This window comes from Sphaerisporangium sp. NPDC088356, from assembly GCF_040685555.1.
In the GTDB taxonomy this organism is placed as follows: domain Bacteria; phylum Actinomycetota; class Actinomycetes; order Streptosporangiales; family Streptosporangiaceae; genus Sphaerisporangium.
Map to the genome: position 1 here is coordinate 21,306 of NZ_JBFBIK010000002.1, position 15,642 is coordinate 36,947.

The window sequence follows — 15,642 nt, forward strand, 5'->3', positions numbered from 1 at the left end:
TGTCAGGGGCGCACGGCGCCCGCCAGGCGGCCGCGCCAGTAGGAGTCCAGCGCGACGACCTTGACCACGTCGCCGGTACGCGGGGCGTGCACCATCTTGCCGTCGCCCGCGTAGATGCCCATGTGACCGAGCCCGTTGCTGAAGAGCAGGTCACCGGGCCGCAGCGCGTTCAGCGACACCCGCCGGGAGGCGCCCCACGCCCACTGCTGGTAGGTGGTGCGCGGCAGCTTGACCCCGGCCTTGGCCCAGGCCGCCTGGGCGAAGCCGGAGCAGTCGTAGGAGCTCGGCCCGGTGGCGCCCCAGCGGTACGGCTTGCCCACCTGCGCGTAGGCGAACTGCAGTGCCACCTTGGCGTTGCCGGACGCCGCGCCGTCGTACTTGATGCCCCGGCTGTTCGGGTCGCCCGCGTTGAACTGGTTGAGCCGCCGCAGCAGGCGTTCCTGCTCGCCGACGAGCTTCTCCACCTGCTTCTTCTCCTTGCCGACATCGACCAGGATCTTGGACATGTCGTCGTACGCGGTCTTGGCCTTGGCCCGCCGCGTCCGCAGCCCGCGCGTGGCGGCGTCGAACGCCTCCAGGGTGCGGGCCTGCCCCGCCGACACCTGGTCGGCCACGGCCAGCCCGGACAGCAGGCCCGCCGGGTCGTCCTGCGAGATGAGCCCCGGCAAGCTCATCATGCCGCCGTACTGGTACATGTTCGAGGCGGTCGAGACGACGTTCTCCCGCAGCGAGTCGACCTTGCTCCGCTCGCGGTCGAGCTCCTGGTCGAGCAGGCCGTACTTCTTCTTGGCGGTCTTGTAGCGCTCGGCGACGGTGTTGTAGCGCTCGACCATCTTGTCGGCCTGGTCCTGGAGCTTCTCGAGCCTGGCCTTGGCCTGTGCGACGGTGGGACGCGGCTCGGCCGCGGCGCTCCCCTGGGCCGTCAGAAACATCAGAAACGTCAGAGACATGGCGACGGCCGGCCCGGCGACCGCCGGAACGAGTCGCTTCCGGACGCTGCGCACGGGCACGAGGATCCCTTCCCTGATCAACCGCACCGTGGCCCGGCCGCCACGACATCGACGGACCGGCCACGGCGATTCGCACCAGCAGGTACGGGCCACGGCGGCGAGCGGTTCACCGAAGGGGAAAGGAATCAGGGACGGTAAGGGAATCGGCCGCCGGGCGGTGAACGCGCGTCCGGAGTCCTGGTCACCACCCCGGTGGCGATGACGTCCTCCTCGTCGGTGACCACGTCGAGCTTCATCCTCAGACCGGGCTCGATCACCTCCATGCGCAGCTCGGCGCCGTCCTCGGCGGCGCAGGCCTCGTCTCCCGGGGCGCGCTGGAAGTCCATCGACATGGCCCTTCCAGGGGTGATCTCGGAGTCCCTGAGGACGAAGACGCACTTCCCGTTGCTGAGCCGGATCACCAGCCGGCCGGACACCACGTGCGAGCGCTCGACGGAGTCGACGCGCACGTGGACGGAGTGCCCGCCGCTCTCCGGGTAGTCGAGAAAGCCCCTCCACTCGCCTTCGCGGTCGTCGTGGCGGCTCCTCGCCGGCCCCGCGAGCGCGGGGAACACCAGGGCGCCCGCCGAGAAGGCCACCGCGGCCCCCACGAGGGTGCTGAACAGCAGGGCGGTCAGGTGGCGCAGGCGCAGGGGTCTGAAGAGCCGCTTGGTCCCCAGCATGAGGAGCACGGTGACCAGGCCGATGGCGGCCACCAGGACACGCTGTTCAGAGGTGAGAACCGTCACCTGGGTGATCTTCGAGAGCCTGACCGGGGTGCCCAGGCACCCGGCGATGATCAGGCCGAACCCCATGCCGGCCAGGGACACGCGGACACCGTCCACGGAGCGCTCCAAGTGGTTCTCGGTGACGTCGCTAGTCGGCGGCCTGCTTCGGCCTGGCGTGCTCACCGAGCCACCGGCTCGCCGACTCGGTGAACGCCGGGTTCCTCATGGCGTCGGCGACCGCTCGCAGGTAGACGGCGGCGCCCACCTCATACGGCTTGCCTCGTGCGGCGATCCACGCCTCCCAGCGTTCCGAATGCCGCTCGATCCGGGTCTCTGTGAGGCTGACCAGGTACTCGTCGCGGTTCTTCCGCCCTTCCAGCGTCGCGAGGACCTTCTCCAGCTTCCTGCGCTCGCGCTGGATGTCGGCCAGCTTCGCGGCGTACGGGTTCTCGCCGAGATACCCGAAGGTGAACGTCACCACCCCGCTGAGCGTGAGCAGCGCGGTGAACAGCACCGTCACCGGGACCCTGCCGAGGTCGAGCGTGTCGATCGTCGACTTGACCGTCTCCAGGGTGGCCGAGTCGACGGTGGGCGCGAACAGCACGGCCGTACGCAGGAAGGCGAGCAGGCACACCCCGACGGACCAGCCGAGCAGGACGACCAGGGTGCCCGGCAGCAGCGGCGACCGCCAGCCCTCGATGCTCATGCGCCTTGTCCATCCCCCCGCCAGGTGCGGGGCCACGAGCATCGCGCCCGTCGTGCCGATGACGAAGGCCCAGGTCATCTCCGGGCTCTCACCGAAGAACAGGAACGTGGCGTACTGGATCGGTAGTTCGACCGCGGCGAACAGGGCGAGCACCGCGACCCGCAGCACGCCGAGGAGCAGGCGGCGCCTGAGGCTCCGGGTGGGCTCGGCCCACCGGTGACCCGGGTGGGCGGGCGCCGTGGTCCCCTTGGTCCCGTCGTGCTCCCGGTCGCCCGTGCCGGCTTGCGCCCCGTGGCCGCTGAGAAGGCTCTGGATCTCCTTCTCCTGGGCCGTGAGCCCGTCCAGCTCGCGTTCCGTACGGCTGGACCGCTCCTCGCACTTCTTCAGATCCTGCTTCGTGGCCGCGATGCGCTCCTCCAGGCGCTGGAGGTCCCGTAGCGAGCTGACCCGCTCCTCGGAGAGGGTCTCCTCACGCATGGCCTCCAGCGTCATCAGGTAGGGCGGCCTGCTTCCCGTCGACAGGCTCCACTCGTCGTACATCCCCGACCTGCCGTCGTGGTCGCCGCTCTTCCGCGCCTCGTCGCACAGCCGCTTGAGCTCCTTCTCAGGGAGCCGCCGCCCGAGGACGGGCCCTCCGTACGGGTCCTCCTCCATCTCCAGTTCGAGGTCGAGGGAGTCAGGCCGCTCACCCTGGCTGAAGTAGGGCTTGATACGCCACCAGAGCGCCCGCCGCTGGTTCTGGCCCACTGGTCCGTCCTTTCCAAGGCCTAGAGGTAGGTCACCGGCAGGGCGCCGGCCTTGACGAACACCAGGTCCCAGAAGTCCCTGATCTGCTGCTGGCGTACGACCTCGGAGGTCACCCTGATGCCGAAGCCGATGATCGTGACGTGCACGCCGGTGAGTTTGGGCAGCCGGTTGTCCCGCTGGAGGCGCGAGATGATCGCGAGCCGGCTCGCCGGGGTGTCTATTCGCGCCTTGTAGAGGTCCAGCTCCTTGGTGCGCTGGGCCATGTCGCTGATCACCAGGAGCCTGGCGGAGCTGTCGAGCGGGCTGGTCTGGCGGGCGATGTCGACCAGCGCGCCGAACACGTCGGAACCGGTCTGGGTGGCCGTCTCGGCGCGCGCGCACGCGAGGAGGTCGTTCATCGTCTTCACCGCGGCGAGCCTGCGCTGCGCGCTGATCTGGGCGGCCTTGTTGGGATTGCCCTGCGGATTGTCCCTGGGCCCGGCCACGAGGTCCATCGGGGCCTGACGGCAGTCAGACGCGCCGACCGAACCGCTGATGACGTTGAAGGCGACGCGGTCGCAGCCGTCGAGGAACTTCGGGACACCCGATTTGATCTTCGCGGGCACGTCGGTGTTGCGGCTGAAGGAGGTCGCGTCCACCACGAGGCCGCACGAGCGCACCGGCTGTGCCTGCGCCTGCGCGCAGCCGGCCGTGAGGCAGGCGGAGCCGGCGAGCAGCGCGCCCATCATCATCCGGATTCCGGGCATCAGGCGGCACCGCCTTCGCCGGCGGGGGTGCCGATGTGGCCCAGCGCCTCTTCCACGACCTCGCGGACCTTGGGCGGAAGGAGGCTGAGCAGGTCGCCCGACATCACCAGTCGCTCCTCCGACTCGTCCGGCTCGATCTTGGCGGGTTCCCAGTGCGGAAGCCGGGCGCCCGCGTCGCCCTCCCTCTTCTTTCCGGCCAGGTAGGAACGGTCCAGCGCCTGGTGGTAGTGGGCGACCAGGTGGTTGGCCCACCACGCCACCTCGTTCATGTTCGTACGCATCTGCCGTACGGCCGCCTCGTAGACGGACAGCCTCTCCGCCAGCGCCTGTCGCGCCGCGGCGAGCTCGGCGTCGAGGGCCTGCCGCCGGCCGCCGAGGGCGCTCTCACGCCGGGCCGCGATCACGTCGGCGAGCGAGAGCGGGTACGAGGAGCCTGCCGCCGGGCCCGAGGGGGACCCTGAAGCAGCCGGGGACGCGGGGGACCGGAGATCGCGTGCCCCGCGCGTGAGGTCGTTGACCCTGCCAGCCGTCACCAGCAGGGCCCCTTCTTCCTGCCGCGTGTCGTGGATGAACGCCTTCATGACCCGGGCGCGACGGCAGGCGCTGTCGGCCGCCACGGTCCCGATGAACTTCGTCCAGCGATTGCCGTCGGGGTGCCCCGACCCTGTGGCGTGGTGATCGTAGGGAACGCCGAGACGGCCGTCCCGGCGTCCTGCATGAGCCGCCCAGAAGAACCTGACCGCCCGTGACCACGGTGCCGGCATCCCGGGATTCCGCGCGTTGCGCACGTGCCACCGCTCTTTCCTGACGTTGTGCGTCGAAGGTGCGGGGAAGCCGGGAGCACCTGGTCGCACATCAGCCCTTTATGACTACTTATCTGCGCTATACAACGTTGAGACGATCTCCGGCGTTCCTTGGTTTACGAGATCGACGATATTCGTGTAGCACGCTATGAATGTCATCCAATGACTGGTTTAGTCAGCTAAAGCACGAATAGAGCGCGCGGAGGCCACGCACGAGGAGATGGATGGGACACGACAAGGCCCGGCGGCGACCCGACGCCGCGGCCCTGCCCCGCCGCACTACTGCCCGGTCTCCGTTACCCGGCCGGCGGAGAGCTGGAGGTGGCGCGTGGTGTGCACGGCCTTCAGCATGCGGCGGTCGTGGGTGACCAGCAGGAGGGTGCCCTGGTAGGAGGAGAGCGCCGACTCCAGTTGCTCGATCGCCACCAGGTCGAGGTGGTTGGTCGGCTCGTCCAGCACGAGAAGGTTCACTCCGCGAGCCTGGAGCAGCGCCAGGGCCGCCCGGGTGCGCTCGCCGGGCGACAGGGTGGCGGCGGGCCGCAGCACATGCGCCGCCCTCAACGCGAACTTCGCGAGCAGCGTGCGCAGGTCGGCGGGCGCCAGGTCGGGCACGGCGGCGCCGAAGGCGTCCAGCAGCGGCTCGTCGCCCAGGAACAGGGCACGCGCCTGGTCGACCTCCCCGACCACGACGCCCGGCCCGAGCGCGGCGTGCCCCTCGTCGAGCGGCACCCGGCCGAGGACCGCCGCGAGCAGCGTCGACTTGCCCGAGCCGTTGGCCCCGGTGATCGCCACCCGCTCGGCCCAGCCGATCTGCAGGTCGACGGGGCCGAGGACGAAGGTGCCGCGTTTGACCACCGCGCCTCGCATGGTCGCCACGACCGCCCCGGCCCGGGGAGCGGCGGCGATCTCCATGCGCAGCTCCCACTCCTTGCGGGGCTCCTCCACGACCTCCAGCCGCTCGATCATGCGCTCGGTCTGGCGGGCCTTGGCCGCCTGCTTCTCGCTCGCCTCGCTGCGGAACTTGCGGCCGATCTTGTCGTTGTCGGTGGCCTTGCGGCGGGCGTTCTTCACGCCCTTGTCCATCCAGGCCCGCTGGATCCCCGCCCTCGCCTGGAGCCCGGCCCGCGTGTCGGCGTACTCCTCGTACTCGGCGCGGGCGTGACGGCGGGCGACCTCGCGCTCGGTCAGGTAGGCCTCGTACCCGCCGCCGTAGCCGTGCACCTCCTGCTGGACGAGGTCGAGCTCGACCACCCTGGTCACGGTCCTGGCGAGGAACTCGCGGTCGTGGCTCACCACCACGGTGCCCGCCCGCAGGCCGGTGACGAAGCGCTCCAGCCGTTCGAGCCCGTCCAGGTCGAGGTCGTTGGTGGGCTCGTCGAGCAGGAAGACGTCGTAACGGCTGAGCAGCAGCGACGCCATGCCGGCCCGGGCGGCCTGCCCGCCCGACAGCGCCGTCATGGGCTGGTGCGGATCGACGCCGAGGCCGAGATCCGCGGCGACCTCCTCGGCCCGCTCAGAGAGATCGGCGCCACCGAGGGCGAGCCAGCGCTCGAGCCCCGTGGAGTACGCGTCGTCGGCGCCAGGACGGCCCTCGACCAGGCCCTCGGTCGCGGCGTCCAGGTCGGCCTGCGCCGCGGCGACGCCCGTGCGCCGGGCCAGGAAGTCCGCCACGGTCTCCCCCGGCCTGCGCTCGGGCTCCTGTGGCAGGTAGCCGACGACCGCCGTGGGCGGGCTGAGCTGCACGGAGCCCCGCTCGGGGGCGTCGAGGCCCGCGAGGATCCGCAGGAGCGTCGACTTCCCCGCGCCGTTGACACCGACCAGCCCGATGACGTCCTCCGGCGCGACGACCAGGTCGAGCCCGGAGAACAGGGCCCTGTCGCCATGTCCGGCTGCGAGGTCCTTGGCGACGATGGTGGCGGTCATGCGCAAACGCTATCCGGACCCGGCTCCACATCACACATTTGGTGCCCTGCCGCGCCCGGGATCTGTTTCCCGCCCGGCAACGGCACGGTTTACGATCGCCATGTGACGATCGGCGGCATGACCAGCGGCAAGCTCATGGCGATCAGTGACCTCCACGTGGCGTATCCCGAGAATCGCCAGATCGTCGAAAAACTCCGTCCTGAGTCCGAGTCCGACTGGCTGCTGGTCGCCGGTGACGTGGGCGAGTTCGTCGCCGACATCGAGTGGGCGCTGACCCTGCTGAAAGAACGCTTCGCCACCGTCATCTGGACGCCGGGCAACCACGAGCTGTGGACGCCGAAGGACGATCCGGTGCAGTTGCGGGGAGAGGAGCGTTATCACCACCTGGTCGGCATCTGCCGGCGCATCGGCGTGCTCACCCCCGAGGATCCCTACGCCGTCTGGACGGGGCACGGAGGGCCGGTCACCATCGTGCCCCTTTTCGTGCTGTACGACTACAGCTTCCGGCCGCCGAACATGACCAAGGAAGAGGCGCTCGCGTGGGCGCACAAGACGGGCGTGGTGTGCACCGACGAGTTCATGCTCCACCCAGATCCTTATCCCAGCCGCGACGCCTGGTGCCGGGCCCGGCTGCGCGAGACCGAGCGCCATCTCGAAACCCGTGATCCGGCCATCCCGACCGTCCTTGTCAACCACTTCCCCCTGGTCCGCCAGCCCACCGACATCCTGCACTTCCCGCAGTTCGCGCAGTGGTGCGGCACGGTGGAGACGGCCGACTGGCACCTGCGCTACAACGCGGCGACGGTGGTCTACGGCCACCTGCACATCCCCCGCACGACCTGGTACGACGGCGTGCGCTTCGAGGAGGTGTCCCTCGGCTACCCCCGCGAGCGGCGCGCGTACGGGCTCGACGGCACGCAGGCGATCAGGCACGTCTTCCCCGAGGAGGCCCCGGCGTGATCGAGGGCATCCTTCCCCCGTACGTGGTGTCGGCGGACCTCTCGGACGACCCGCCGGGGGCGACCTTGTTCCCCGAGGAGGAGAAGGTCATCGAGCAGGTCGTCGACAAGCGGCGCAGGGAGTTCACGACCGCGCGGCTGTGCGCACGGCGGGCCATGAGCGAGCTGGGCCTGCCCCCCGCGCCGGTGCTCCCTGGCCCGCGGGGTGAGCCCCGGTGGCCGAGCGGCGTCGTCGGCAGCATGACCCACTGCGCCGGCTACCGCGGCGCCGTCCTCGGCAGGTCGGCGGAGGTCACCACGATCGGCATCGACGCCGAGCCCAACGACTCCCTGGCCGAGGGCGTCCTCGATGTGATCTCCCTGCCCGAGGAGAGGGAGCACCTGCGCGAGCTCTGGCGCCGCGATCGGCGCGTCAGCTGGGAGCGGCTGCTCTTCAGCGCCAAGGAGTCGGTCTACAAGGCGTGGTTCCCGCTCACCGGGCTGTGGCTCGACTTCGAGGAGGCCCGGCTGGAGATCGACCCCGAGCGGGGCACCTTCCACGCGCGGCTCCTCGTGCCCGGCCCCCACGTGGACGACTCGGAGGTCACGGGGTTCTCCGGGCGCTGGATGGTCACGGACGGGCTGATCCTCACCGCCATCGTCGTCCCCGCCCCGGCCACCACGGCCCGCACGACTCCATCCGCGGCCCCGGACTCCAAGCTGATCGACTCGTAGACGATCTGTTCCCCGGCTGAGCCCACATCCCGCCAAGGCGGCGTAACTTCCGATTTAAGGGCGTTCGTCCGCATTCGCGATCGGGTACGGATTGCTGGGAGCGCGTTCCGACCAGCGGAGGGAGGGATCGCGAATGGTCACCATCGGCCTGCTGGTACGCGTGAACGCCCGGCCGGGAAAGGAACGGGAGACCGAGAACTTCCTGCGTGACGGGCTGGCCCTCATCGAGGACGAGCCGGGAACGGCCGCGTGGTTCGCGGTGCGCATCAACTGCGCGACCTTCGGCATCTTCGACGCCTTCGAGCAGGACGCCGCGCGGCGGGCCAACCTCGCCGGCAAGGTCGCCACGGCCTTGATGGAGAGATCCGACGAGCTCTTCACCCGGCCGCCCACCATCGAAAGGGTCGACATCCTCGCCGCCAAACTCCCCGGGTGACGCGGTCGAGCCTTCCGATCAGGGTCGTGCGCCGGCGCCGGAGGCAGGGCCGGGCTGGATGCGGCCGGCCAGCCAGGCGAGGGACATCGGGTAGCGGTAGTCGATGGCGCCGTGCCCCGCGTCGAAGAGCTCGAAGCGGACGAGGTCGCCCGGCACCCCGTGGTCGAGGAGCGCCTGGCGGAAGGCCTGGGCGCCGAGATCGAGGAAGTACTCGTCGCGCGTGCCCGCGTCGATCCAGATCGCCCGCATGGAGCGCATCGCGTCGGCGTGCTTCGGGACCATGCGCACGGGGTCCCAGTCGAGCCAGCGCTGCCAGGCCTCGTCCCTCAGCACGCCCGTACGGGGATCGAACGGCAGCTCGGGAACGCCGTCCGGCCCGGCCGAGAAGGCGGCCGAGCAGCCGAGAACCGACAGCAGCACCCCGTCGGCCGGGTGGGTGAACGCGGTGCGGGACCGGAACTCCCCCCACCACCGGCCGATGTCGCCGTCGAAGGCGCGCAGGTGGCGGACGGCCTGGGCGAACTCCGGCAGGTAGCAGTACTCGTAGAGGGTGTCGCCCGCGTGGGTGGCGAACGCGCCGAACAGGTCGGGGCGCAGCATGGGCGTGATCATCGCCCCGAACCCGCCGCTGGACTTCCCCGTGATGGCCCGATGGTCGCGATCGGCGAGGGTGCGGTAGCGGGCGTCGACCCACGGCACGATCTCCTCGCAGAGGTAGGAGTGGTACCGGCCGGTGCCGGGCGAGTCAACGAACTGGCTGCCGCCGTAACCCGTCCACGCGTCCACGTACACGACGATCGCCGGCGGCGCCTCCCGGCGGGCGAAGACCTGGTCGGCGGTCTCGGGGAACGGCTGGCGGAAGGGCGTGCGGTTACCCCACATGGCCAGGTGGCCGGTGTAGCCCTGGATCACATAGATGGAGGGGTAACGCCGGTCGGGCTCGTCGTCGTACCCCGGCGGGACGTAGACCCACAACGGCCGCCGGTGCGGGTCCCCCAGGGGGTTCCCGCGCAGCAACTCGCTCTCGACGGTGTGCTCGTCGATCCGTCCCTCAAGGTCGGCCCGCCACGGCAACATCGGTACCCTCCTTCGGCTCCCACATCCGTATCACGGATCCCGTGGGTTCCGCCTCTGGCGGGGATCGGTGGAGCAGGATGCGTGCCCACCGGCGCCGGGCGACGACCAGCCCGAGCACCCCATGGCCGTGAGGTAGATGAAACGAGCCGGGGCCCGCACCTCGAAAGGTGCGGGCCCCGGCCGTTTAACGCTTTACGCGCGCGTCAGATCAGACGGGAACGATGTTCTCCGCCTGCGGGCCCTTCTGGCCCTGGGTGACGTCGAACGACACCTTCTGGCCTTCCTGGAGCTCGCGGAAGCCCTGAGCGGCGATGTTGGAGTAGTGGGCGAAGACGTCGGCGCCGCCGCCCTCCTGCTCGATGAAGCCGAAGCCCTTTTCAGCGTTGAACCACTTCACGGTGCCAGTAGCCATGTCAGTCTCCTTCGATAGGGGGTCGAGCCGGAATCGGCACTGTGCCGACTCCGCGTCGCCGCGATGAGCCCATCCGGAGATGACCGGCAAACAAAAATGCACCTGAAGGTTACGTCTCGTCAGGTGCACACAGAGTTTATGGGTACCACAACTGCAACTGACATCAGGATAGCACACACGCGCCACGACCCACCGGTGCCGCCTCGGACGACCTGGGCCCACCGCCGCGGATCAGCCGCTCGCCCGGCCATCACGCCCGCGCCGGGACATCCGCCCGCGGGCGAGCAGTCCGAGGCCCGGCGGGGACGATCAGACGGGCCGGGCTCACCCGCGACGAGAACCGGGCGCGGGCCTGGACCCGGCGAGGACGGCCGGGCAGTGCACCCAGATGCTTCATCGGCGCGTGCCCGCATCACAAAAACGACAATCCTGGCATTATGCGCGCTTTTCGGACGTTGCAGGGAATTACACGATCATTTTGTGGAGATTTGCATTACCAGAAGGCATGGCCGACGCGATAAATCTGATATTCCCGGCGTCCGCCTTCCCGTCAAGAGGTTCCAGACGGCCACCGCGGGACAAGTGGCGATCGCGGTGATATCCCCCGCGAAATGGGTAAATTCGCGAAAGGCCGGTAGGTGGGTAACTATCGGGCAATGAGCAGGATTTACTGTTATCCGGGGGAAACCATGCGTGGACGGCTCATGTCAATCGTGCTCGGAATCGAGGCCGCGGTCCTCCTGGCCGTCTGCGCGCCCACGGCGATGGCCGCCTCCGGCATCGGCTTCGCCGGCGACGGGGACGGACGGCGCACTTCAGGCGAAGTCGCCCCAGGCCAGGGAGGATCGGGTTCCACCGGGGTGTCCCTACGGGTGCTTCCCATACCCACCGGTAGCCCGACCGGCAGCCCCACCGGCCGTCCGGGCCCACCTCATCCCGGCAAGGTGCCCCAGGCCGGGACGGGCGCCTCGACCGCCGTCCCGTCACCGCACGAGCCTGACGATGAGCCCCGCGTCACCTCCACCAGCGACTCGGGATCACGCCAATTCGGGAAGCCGCCGTACACCGAAACTCACACCTGGGACAATCACGTCGAGGTTCGCGAATACGGCGACTCCCCGTTCACCGATACGGACGGAGCCCGCATAACACGCCACGAACCCGGCTCCGAAGTCCCTGACCGAACCGGCAACGAACTCCCCGCCGGAAACCGCACCTCTACCCCCCAACCCGCGTCCCCGCAATCCGGGAACCTGCCCTTCACGGGAATCGACGCCCAGAGCGTCGGCATCGTGGTGGCGAGTGGACTGGCCGCCGTACTCCTGGGCGCCTTCCTCGTCAGGCTGTCGATCCGGCGAAGGCGATCGGCTCCGCACGAATGACCTGCCGCCGTCACGGGCCCACGTGGATGTAGGGGGCCCAGATCCCCGGGAGGGCCGCGTTGCCCGCGTCGCGGAGCCGGCGGACCGCGTGGTTGAGCGTCTCGGCCGCGTCGGACGCGTCGGGTTCCCCGGCCAGGCGCTGGTAGAACAGCCGGGCCAGCTCGGGCGCGATCTCGTCGTACACCGGCCACAGCGTGGCCACGACATGGCGAAAGCCGACGACCTGGAGTGCCGCGGCGAGGTGGATGGCCTCGTCGGTGAGCGCGGATCCGGTCGCAGCGGTCTGGCAGGCCGACAGGAAGGCCAGTTCCGCGTCCGGAAGGCGCATCCCGGCGATGTCGAGGACGGTCAGCATGCCGTCGCGCAGCACGACTCCGCTGCGCGAGGGGCGCCGCGCGTCCTGCAGGCCGTGGCAGGCGAGATGGACCCAGGGGTGGCCGTCGAGCCGGTCGCGCACGTCGGCGACCACGGCGTCCTCCAGCAGCGTGCACCGATCGCCCAGCAGGCCGGTCAGCGCGTCGATCTCGGGTCGGACGGCGAGATCGGGAGCGCCGGGGGTGTGCGCCATCGCCACCAGCAGCGTTCGCCTCGGCCGCGCGGCGCTCGCGGGGCGGGCACGGGCGTCGATGAGCGTCCGGATCGCCGGGGTGTAGGAGGAGACGACGCGGTCCAGCACGCACTCGCCGGTGGACGGGTCGACGGCCGCGTGGAGCGGGAGCAGCGCCAGCGGGCCGGTGGGACACCACCAGACCCGAGGTGCGTCCCGCGTCACCGCCAGCACCGGCGCGGTCACGTTGGCGCCCAGCCAGCGCAGCAGATCGTTGGCCCTCTGGTGGGCCGCCACGTTCTCCAGCAGGTTGGCCGGTGGACGGAGGAAGAGCCGGAGGAGGGAGTTGGCCCATTCGACGACGTCCTCGGCGCGCAGGCCGGGCAGCGGGCACACGGTGACGCCGCCGCCCGCCAGTACGAGCGCGTCGCACCGCCGCGCGCTGACGTTCACCAGCACCACGGGCCCGTCGGAGGCCGCCGTGACCAGCCTGGCGAAAGCCGGGGGGCGCAGGAAGTCCTCGAACCCGGCGAGCGTGCGTATCCTCGCGACCAGGTCGTCCCATTCGCCCGCCAGGAGCGCGCGGTCGGCGCCCACCTCACGGGCGGGCCCGTCACCGGCTTCCAGCGCGGCCCGCAGCTCCTCCAGCCGTCCGGCGAGGTCCGGGTGGGCCGCCCGGAGATCGCCGAGGTCGCCACGGGTCTCCAGTAACTGCGCCCACAGCACGCCGCGGCCGTGCTCCAGCAGCTCGACCGCCCGCTCCGGCCGACCGGCCTCGACCGCAAGGGCGGCCGCGTCGGCGGCCAGCCAGGACAGCTCCTCCAGCCGGCCTTCCTGGTCGGCACGGGGAATGCCCCGCCAGGCCAGCAGCGGCATCAGCCGCACGGCGTGCTCCAGCGCCTCCAGGGCCGAGGCCATGTCGCCCGCCTGTCCCGCCGCGCCGGCCCACATGCGCGCGGCTCGCATGCGCATGTGGGCCGGGCATGTCGCGAGTTCCGCGGCGACGCGCAGGGTGGCCACCGCCTCCTCGTAGTCGGCCCGCGCCCCGGTACGGGCGTGCCGCTCCAGCAGCGCGTTCGCCCGGCCGCCGAGCTGGTGCGCGCGGCTGGGCTCGGCCGGTGCGAGGTTCGCGTCCGCTTCCCGGAGTGCCTCGATGGCCTGGTCGAGGTCAGCGGCGTCGCCTCGCCGCTCGGCGCGCGTGGCGAGCAGCGAGCCCCAGCCGCCCAGGTAGCGCGCACGCCGGATGGAGCCGGGCGGGAGGGCCTCGTAGGCCGCACGGGCGGTGGAGACGGCGCGATCGAGGTCGGCCAGGTCATCGAAGGCGAGGTAGCGGGTGGAGAGCGCCTTGGCCAGGTTCGTGAGGATCACCGGGCTGTTGTCGTCGCCTCGCGCCGCCACCTCCTCGGCACGCACCAGGACGGCGACGGCCTCGTCCAGGTCGGCGCGGTCCTTCGTCCGCCAGTAGCGGCTCTCGAGCACGCCGCCCAGATTCCCGCTGGAGGTGAGGTGCTGGGGGCTCGCGGGCGCGGTCGCGGCCAGCACGGAACGGTAGGACGCGATGGCGGCGTCGAGGTCGTCACCCGATCCGGTCAGCTCGAAGCGCGAGTGCAGCGTGGTGCCGAGGAGGTTGAGCGCCGAGGGACGGTCCAGGGCGCCCTCTCGCATCGCGTCGACGGCGGCGCGCAGCCTGATGATGGCCTCGTCGAGTTCGGCCCGGCTCCCCGAGAGGCTGTGGTGGTCGGCGAGCGCGGCTCCCAAGGTGGACTGGCTCAGATGCCACGCCGGCGACCCGGGGACGGCGAGCCCGAGGGCCTCCCGTGTCAGGGCCATGGCGTCCTCCAGGTCGGAAGGCGAGCCCGATCGCAGGTAGCGCTCGCGCAGGCCGCCGCCCAGGTTGAGGCAGACCCCCGGCCTGTTCGCGTGACCTTCGGGCGTCACCTGGACGGCCCTCCGGTACAGCGCGACGGCCTCGTCGAGGTCCGTGGCGGAACCGGTGAGCCGGGACCGCAGCAGCAGGGCGTTGCCGAGGTTGCCGAGCGCGTCGGACAGGCCGGGGTCCCCGCCGGGGATGGCGGCCACGGCCCGGCGTCCGCAGGAGACCGCCCGCTCGAGGTCCTCCTTGGACCCGTCCACCTGGTAGCGGTCGTAGTAGCCTCCCGCCAGCACGTAGAGCCCTCGGGCGCCGTCGGGCGAATCCAGGTCGGTCCGGCCGAGCAGGCCGATCAGCTCCTCCAGGTGGTCCCTGCGGCCCAGCGCGTGGTAGCTGTGGGAGAGCGCCGTGCCGAGGTTGAGCACGCAGAACAGCCGCAGTTCCGGGGTCGGCGGGCCGGCCGCCAGCGCCTCGCGGGCCATGGCCACGGCTTCTGGCGGCAGCTCGATGTCACCGGTCATCTCGAAGGCCTGCGCGAGACAGAGGCTCAGCATCGTGCGGCCAAGGACGCGGACCTCGATCACGCCGGTGTCGAGCGCGACCATCTCGCGCAGCGCCGTGACGGCCCGCACGCTGTCGTCGGCCGACCCGCCGGCCGTAGCGTGAACGGCCAGCCTCGTACCGAGGACGTAGAGCGCGACCGGCCGTTCGGGGTCTCCCACCGGCCTCGCGGCGACGGCGACCCGGGCCAGCGCGACGCCGGCGTCACCGGCGTCACCCGCGATGCCCCTGCCCAGCTCGGCGATCGCCGTCCAGTCGGGATTGTCCCTCGGGACCTCGCCCAGCGCGGTGACGAAGACCTCGGCGAGCGCGGCGGCGGTCTCCGCCCGCTGGTCCAGGAGGTAGGCGTGTGCCAGCGCCCCGCACAGGAACAGGTGGATGCCGGACCGGAACGGGTGATCGGCCGGTGCGAGCCGCAGGGCGTCCCCCAGCCGGCCGGCCGCCGCCTCCAGGTCCTCACGGTCGTCCGTCGCCTGCCCTCGGACGGACAGGAAGCGGCCGAGCATGACCGTCGCCGGGAGCGTCGCGGTGTCGGCCTCGCCGAGCAGCCCAAGCGCGGTGTCCATCGCCAGGACCGCCCGGTTCACCTGCGTCAGGTCCTGGGTGGCGGTGAACATCTCGCCACAGGCGCCGCCGAGAGAGAAGAACAGCCCCGCCCAGGCGGCCTCCTCGCCGTCGGTCAGCAGCTCGGGCTCCTCACCTGCGGCCCTGCCGTCGAGGTGGTCGAGGGCGTGGCCGAGCACGTAGGGCCGGGCCTCGGGATCCGCCTCGCGCAGCAGGTCACTGGCCTCGACGGCCACCGCGAGGTCGGCGAGTTCGCCGTCGGCCTCGTACCGGCACCAGTGGTACCAGGCACGCGCGCGCAGGGCTTCCGGCTCTGATGAGCCGCGCAGCCGCTCGGCGTCGGCGAGGGCCTCTTCGGAGAACAGACCGTCGGCGTGGCCCTCCTCCTGGTAGGCCCTGACACAGGCGTAGATCCGGGCTAAGACGGCTTCGTCCACGGATCCGACCGTACGGCTGGACGTGACCTCGCGGCTACTGA

At 70.9% G+C, this 15,642-nt stretch carries 12 protein-coding genes; 3 read left to right on the plus strand and 9 right to left on the minus strand.

The window, feature by feature from the left end; genetic code table 11:
- Positions 1-2 precede the first annotated feature (2 nt).
- The 6 genes from AB0O34_RS01290 to AB0O34_RS01315 form a co-directional block, all read right to left on the minus strand.
- On the minus strand, positions 3-932 hold the full coding sequence (locus AB0O34_RS01290) for a C40 family peptidase (protein WP_363911305.1): 930 nt from the start codon (positions 930-932) through the stop codon (positions 3-5).
- 203 nt (positions 933-1,135) lie between these two features.
- Positions 1,136-1,834, minus strand: a complete 699-nt coding sequence (locus AB0O34_RS01295) for a hypothetical protein (protein ID WP_363911307.1) — start codon at positions 1,832-1,834, stop codon at positions 1,136-1,138.
- Positions 1,835-1,865: 31 nt separating this feature from the next.
- On the minus strand, positions 1,866-3,170 hold the full coding sequence (locus tag AB0O34_RS01300) for a hypothetical protein (protein WP_363911309.1): 1,305 nt from the start codon (positions 3,168-3,170) through the stop codon (positions 1,866-1,868).
- A gap of 20 nt (positions 3,171-3,190) precedes the next feature.
- On the minus strand, positions 3,191-3,916 hold the full coding sequence (locus tag AB0O34_RS01305) for a hypothetical protein (protein ID WP_363911311.1): 726 nt from the start codon (positions 3,914-3,916) through the stop codon (positions 3,191-3,193).
- Entirely contained in the window at positions 3,916-4,680 is a 765-nt protein-coding gene (locus tag AB0O34_RS01310; protein ID WP_363911313.1) for a hypothetical protein, read from the minus strand. Before AB0O34_RS01310 ends, AB0O34_RS01305 begins: the two co-directional genes overlap by 1 nt.
- Positions 4,681-4,998: 318 nt before the next feature.
- Positions 4,999-6,642 (minus strand): ABC-F family ATP-binding cassette domain-containing protein, encoded by a 1,644-nt coding sequence (locus tag AB0O34_RS01315; protein ID WP_363911315.1) that lies wholly within the window; start codon positions 6,640-6,642, stop codon positions 4,999-5,001.
- Positions 6,643-6,759: 117 nt separating this feature from the next.
- Here AB0O34_RS01315 and AB0O34_RS01320 point away from each other — a divergent pair, with 117 nt between their 5' ends.
- From AB0O34_RS01320 to AB0O34_RS01330, 3 genes are all read left to right on the plus strand, one after another.
- Positions 6,760-7,602: a metallophosphoesterase gene (locus AB0O34_RS01320; RefSeq protein WP_363911586.1), complete on the plus strand. Its 843-nt coding sequence runs from the start codon at positions 6,760-6,762 to the stop codon at positions 7,600-7,602.
- Positions 7,599-8,315: a 4'-phosphopantetheinyl transferase superfamily protein gene (locus AB0O34_RS01325; protein ID WP_363911317.1), complete on the plus strand. Its 717-nt coding sequence runs from the start codon at positions 7,599-7,601 to the stop codon at positions 8,313-8,315. The genes AB0O34_RS01320 and AB0O34_RS01325 overlap by 4 nt, the downstream gene beginning before the upstream one ends.
- A gap of 133 nt (positions 8,316-8,448) precedes the next feature.
- Positions 8,449-8,751, plus strand: a complete 303-nt coding sequence (locus AB0O34_RS01330) for an antibiotic biosynthesis monooxygenase (RefSeq protein WP_363911319.1) — start codon at positions 8,449-8,451, stop codon at positions 8,749-8,751.
- 18 nt (positions 8,752-8,769) lie between these two features.
- On the opposite strand, the gene AB0O34_RS01335 is transcribed toward AB0O34_RS01330, so the two are convergent.
- From AB0O34_RS01335 to AB0O34_RS01345, 3 genes are all read right to left on the minus strand, one after another.
- Positions 8,770-9,828 carry an alpha/beta hydrolase-fold protein gene (locus AB0O34_RS01335; RefSeq protein WP_363911321.1) on the minus strand — a complete coding sequence of 353 codons (1,059 nt, stop codon included), beginning with the start codon at positions 9,826-9,828 and terminating at the stop codon, positions 8,770-8,772.
- Between the two features lie 208 nt (positions 9,829-10,036).
- Positions 10,037-10,240, minus strand: coding sequence for a cold-shock protein (locus AB0O34_RS01340; protein ID WP_358548598.1), 204 nt, complete (start codon positions 10,238-10,240; stop codon positions 10,037-10,039).
- Between the two features lie 1,392 nt (positions 10,241-11,632).
- Positions 11,633-15,601, minus strand: a complete 3,969-nt coding sequence (locus AB0O34_RS01345) for a CHAT domain-containing protein (RefSeq protein WP_363911324.1) — start codon at positions 15,599-15,601, stop codon at positions 11,633-11,635.
- Positions 15,602-15,642: the final 41 nt, after the last annotated feature.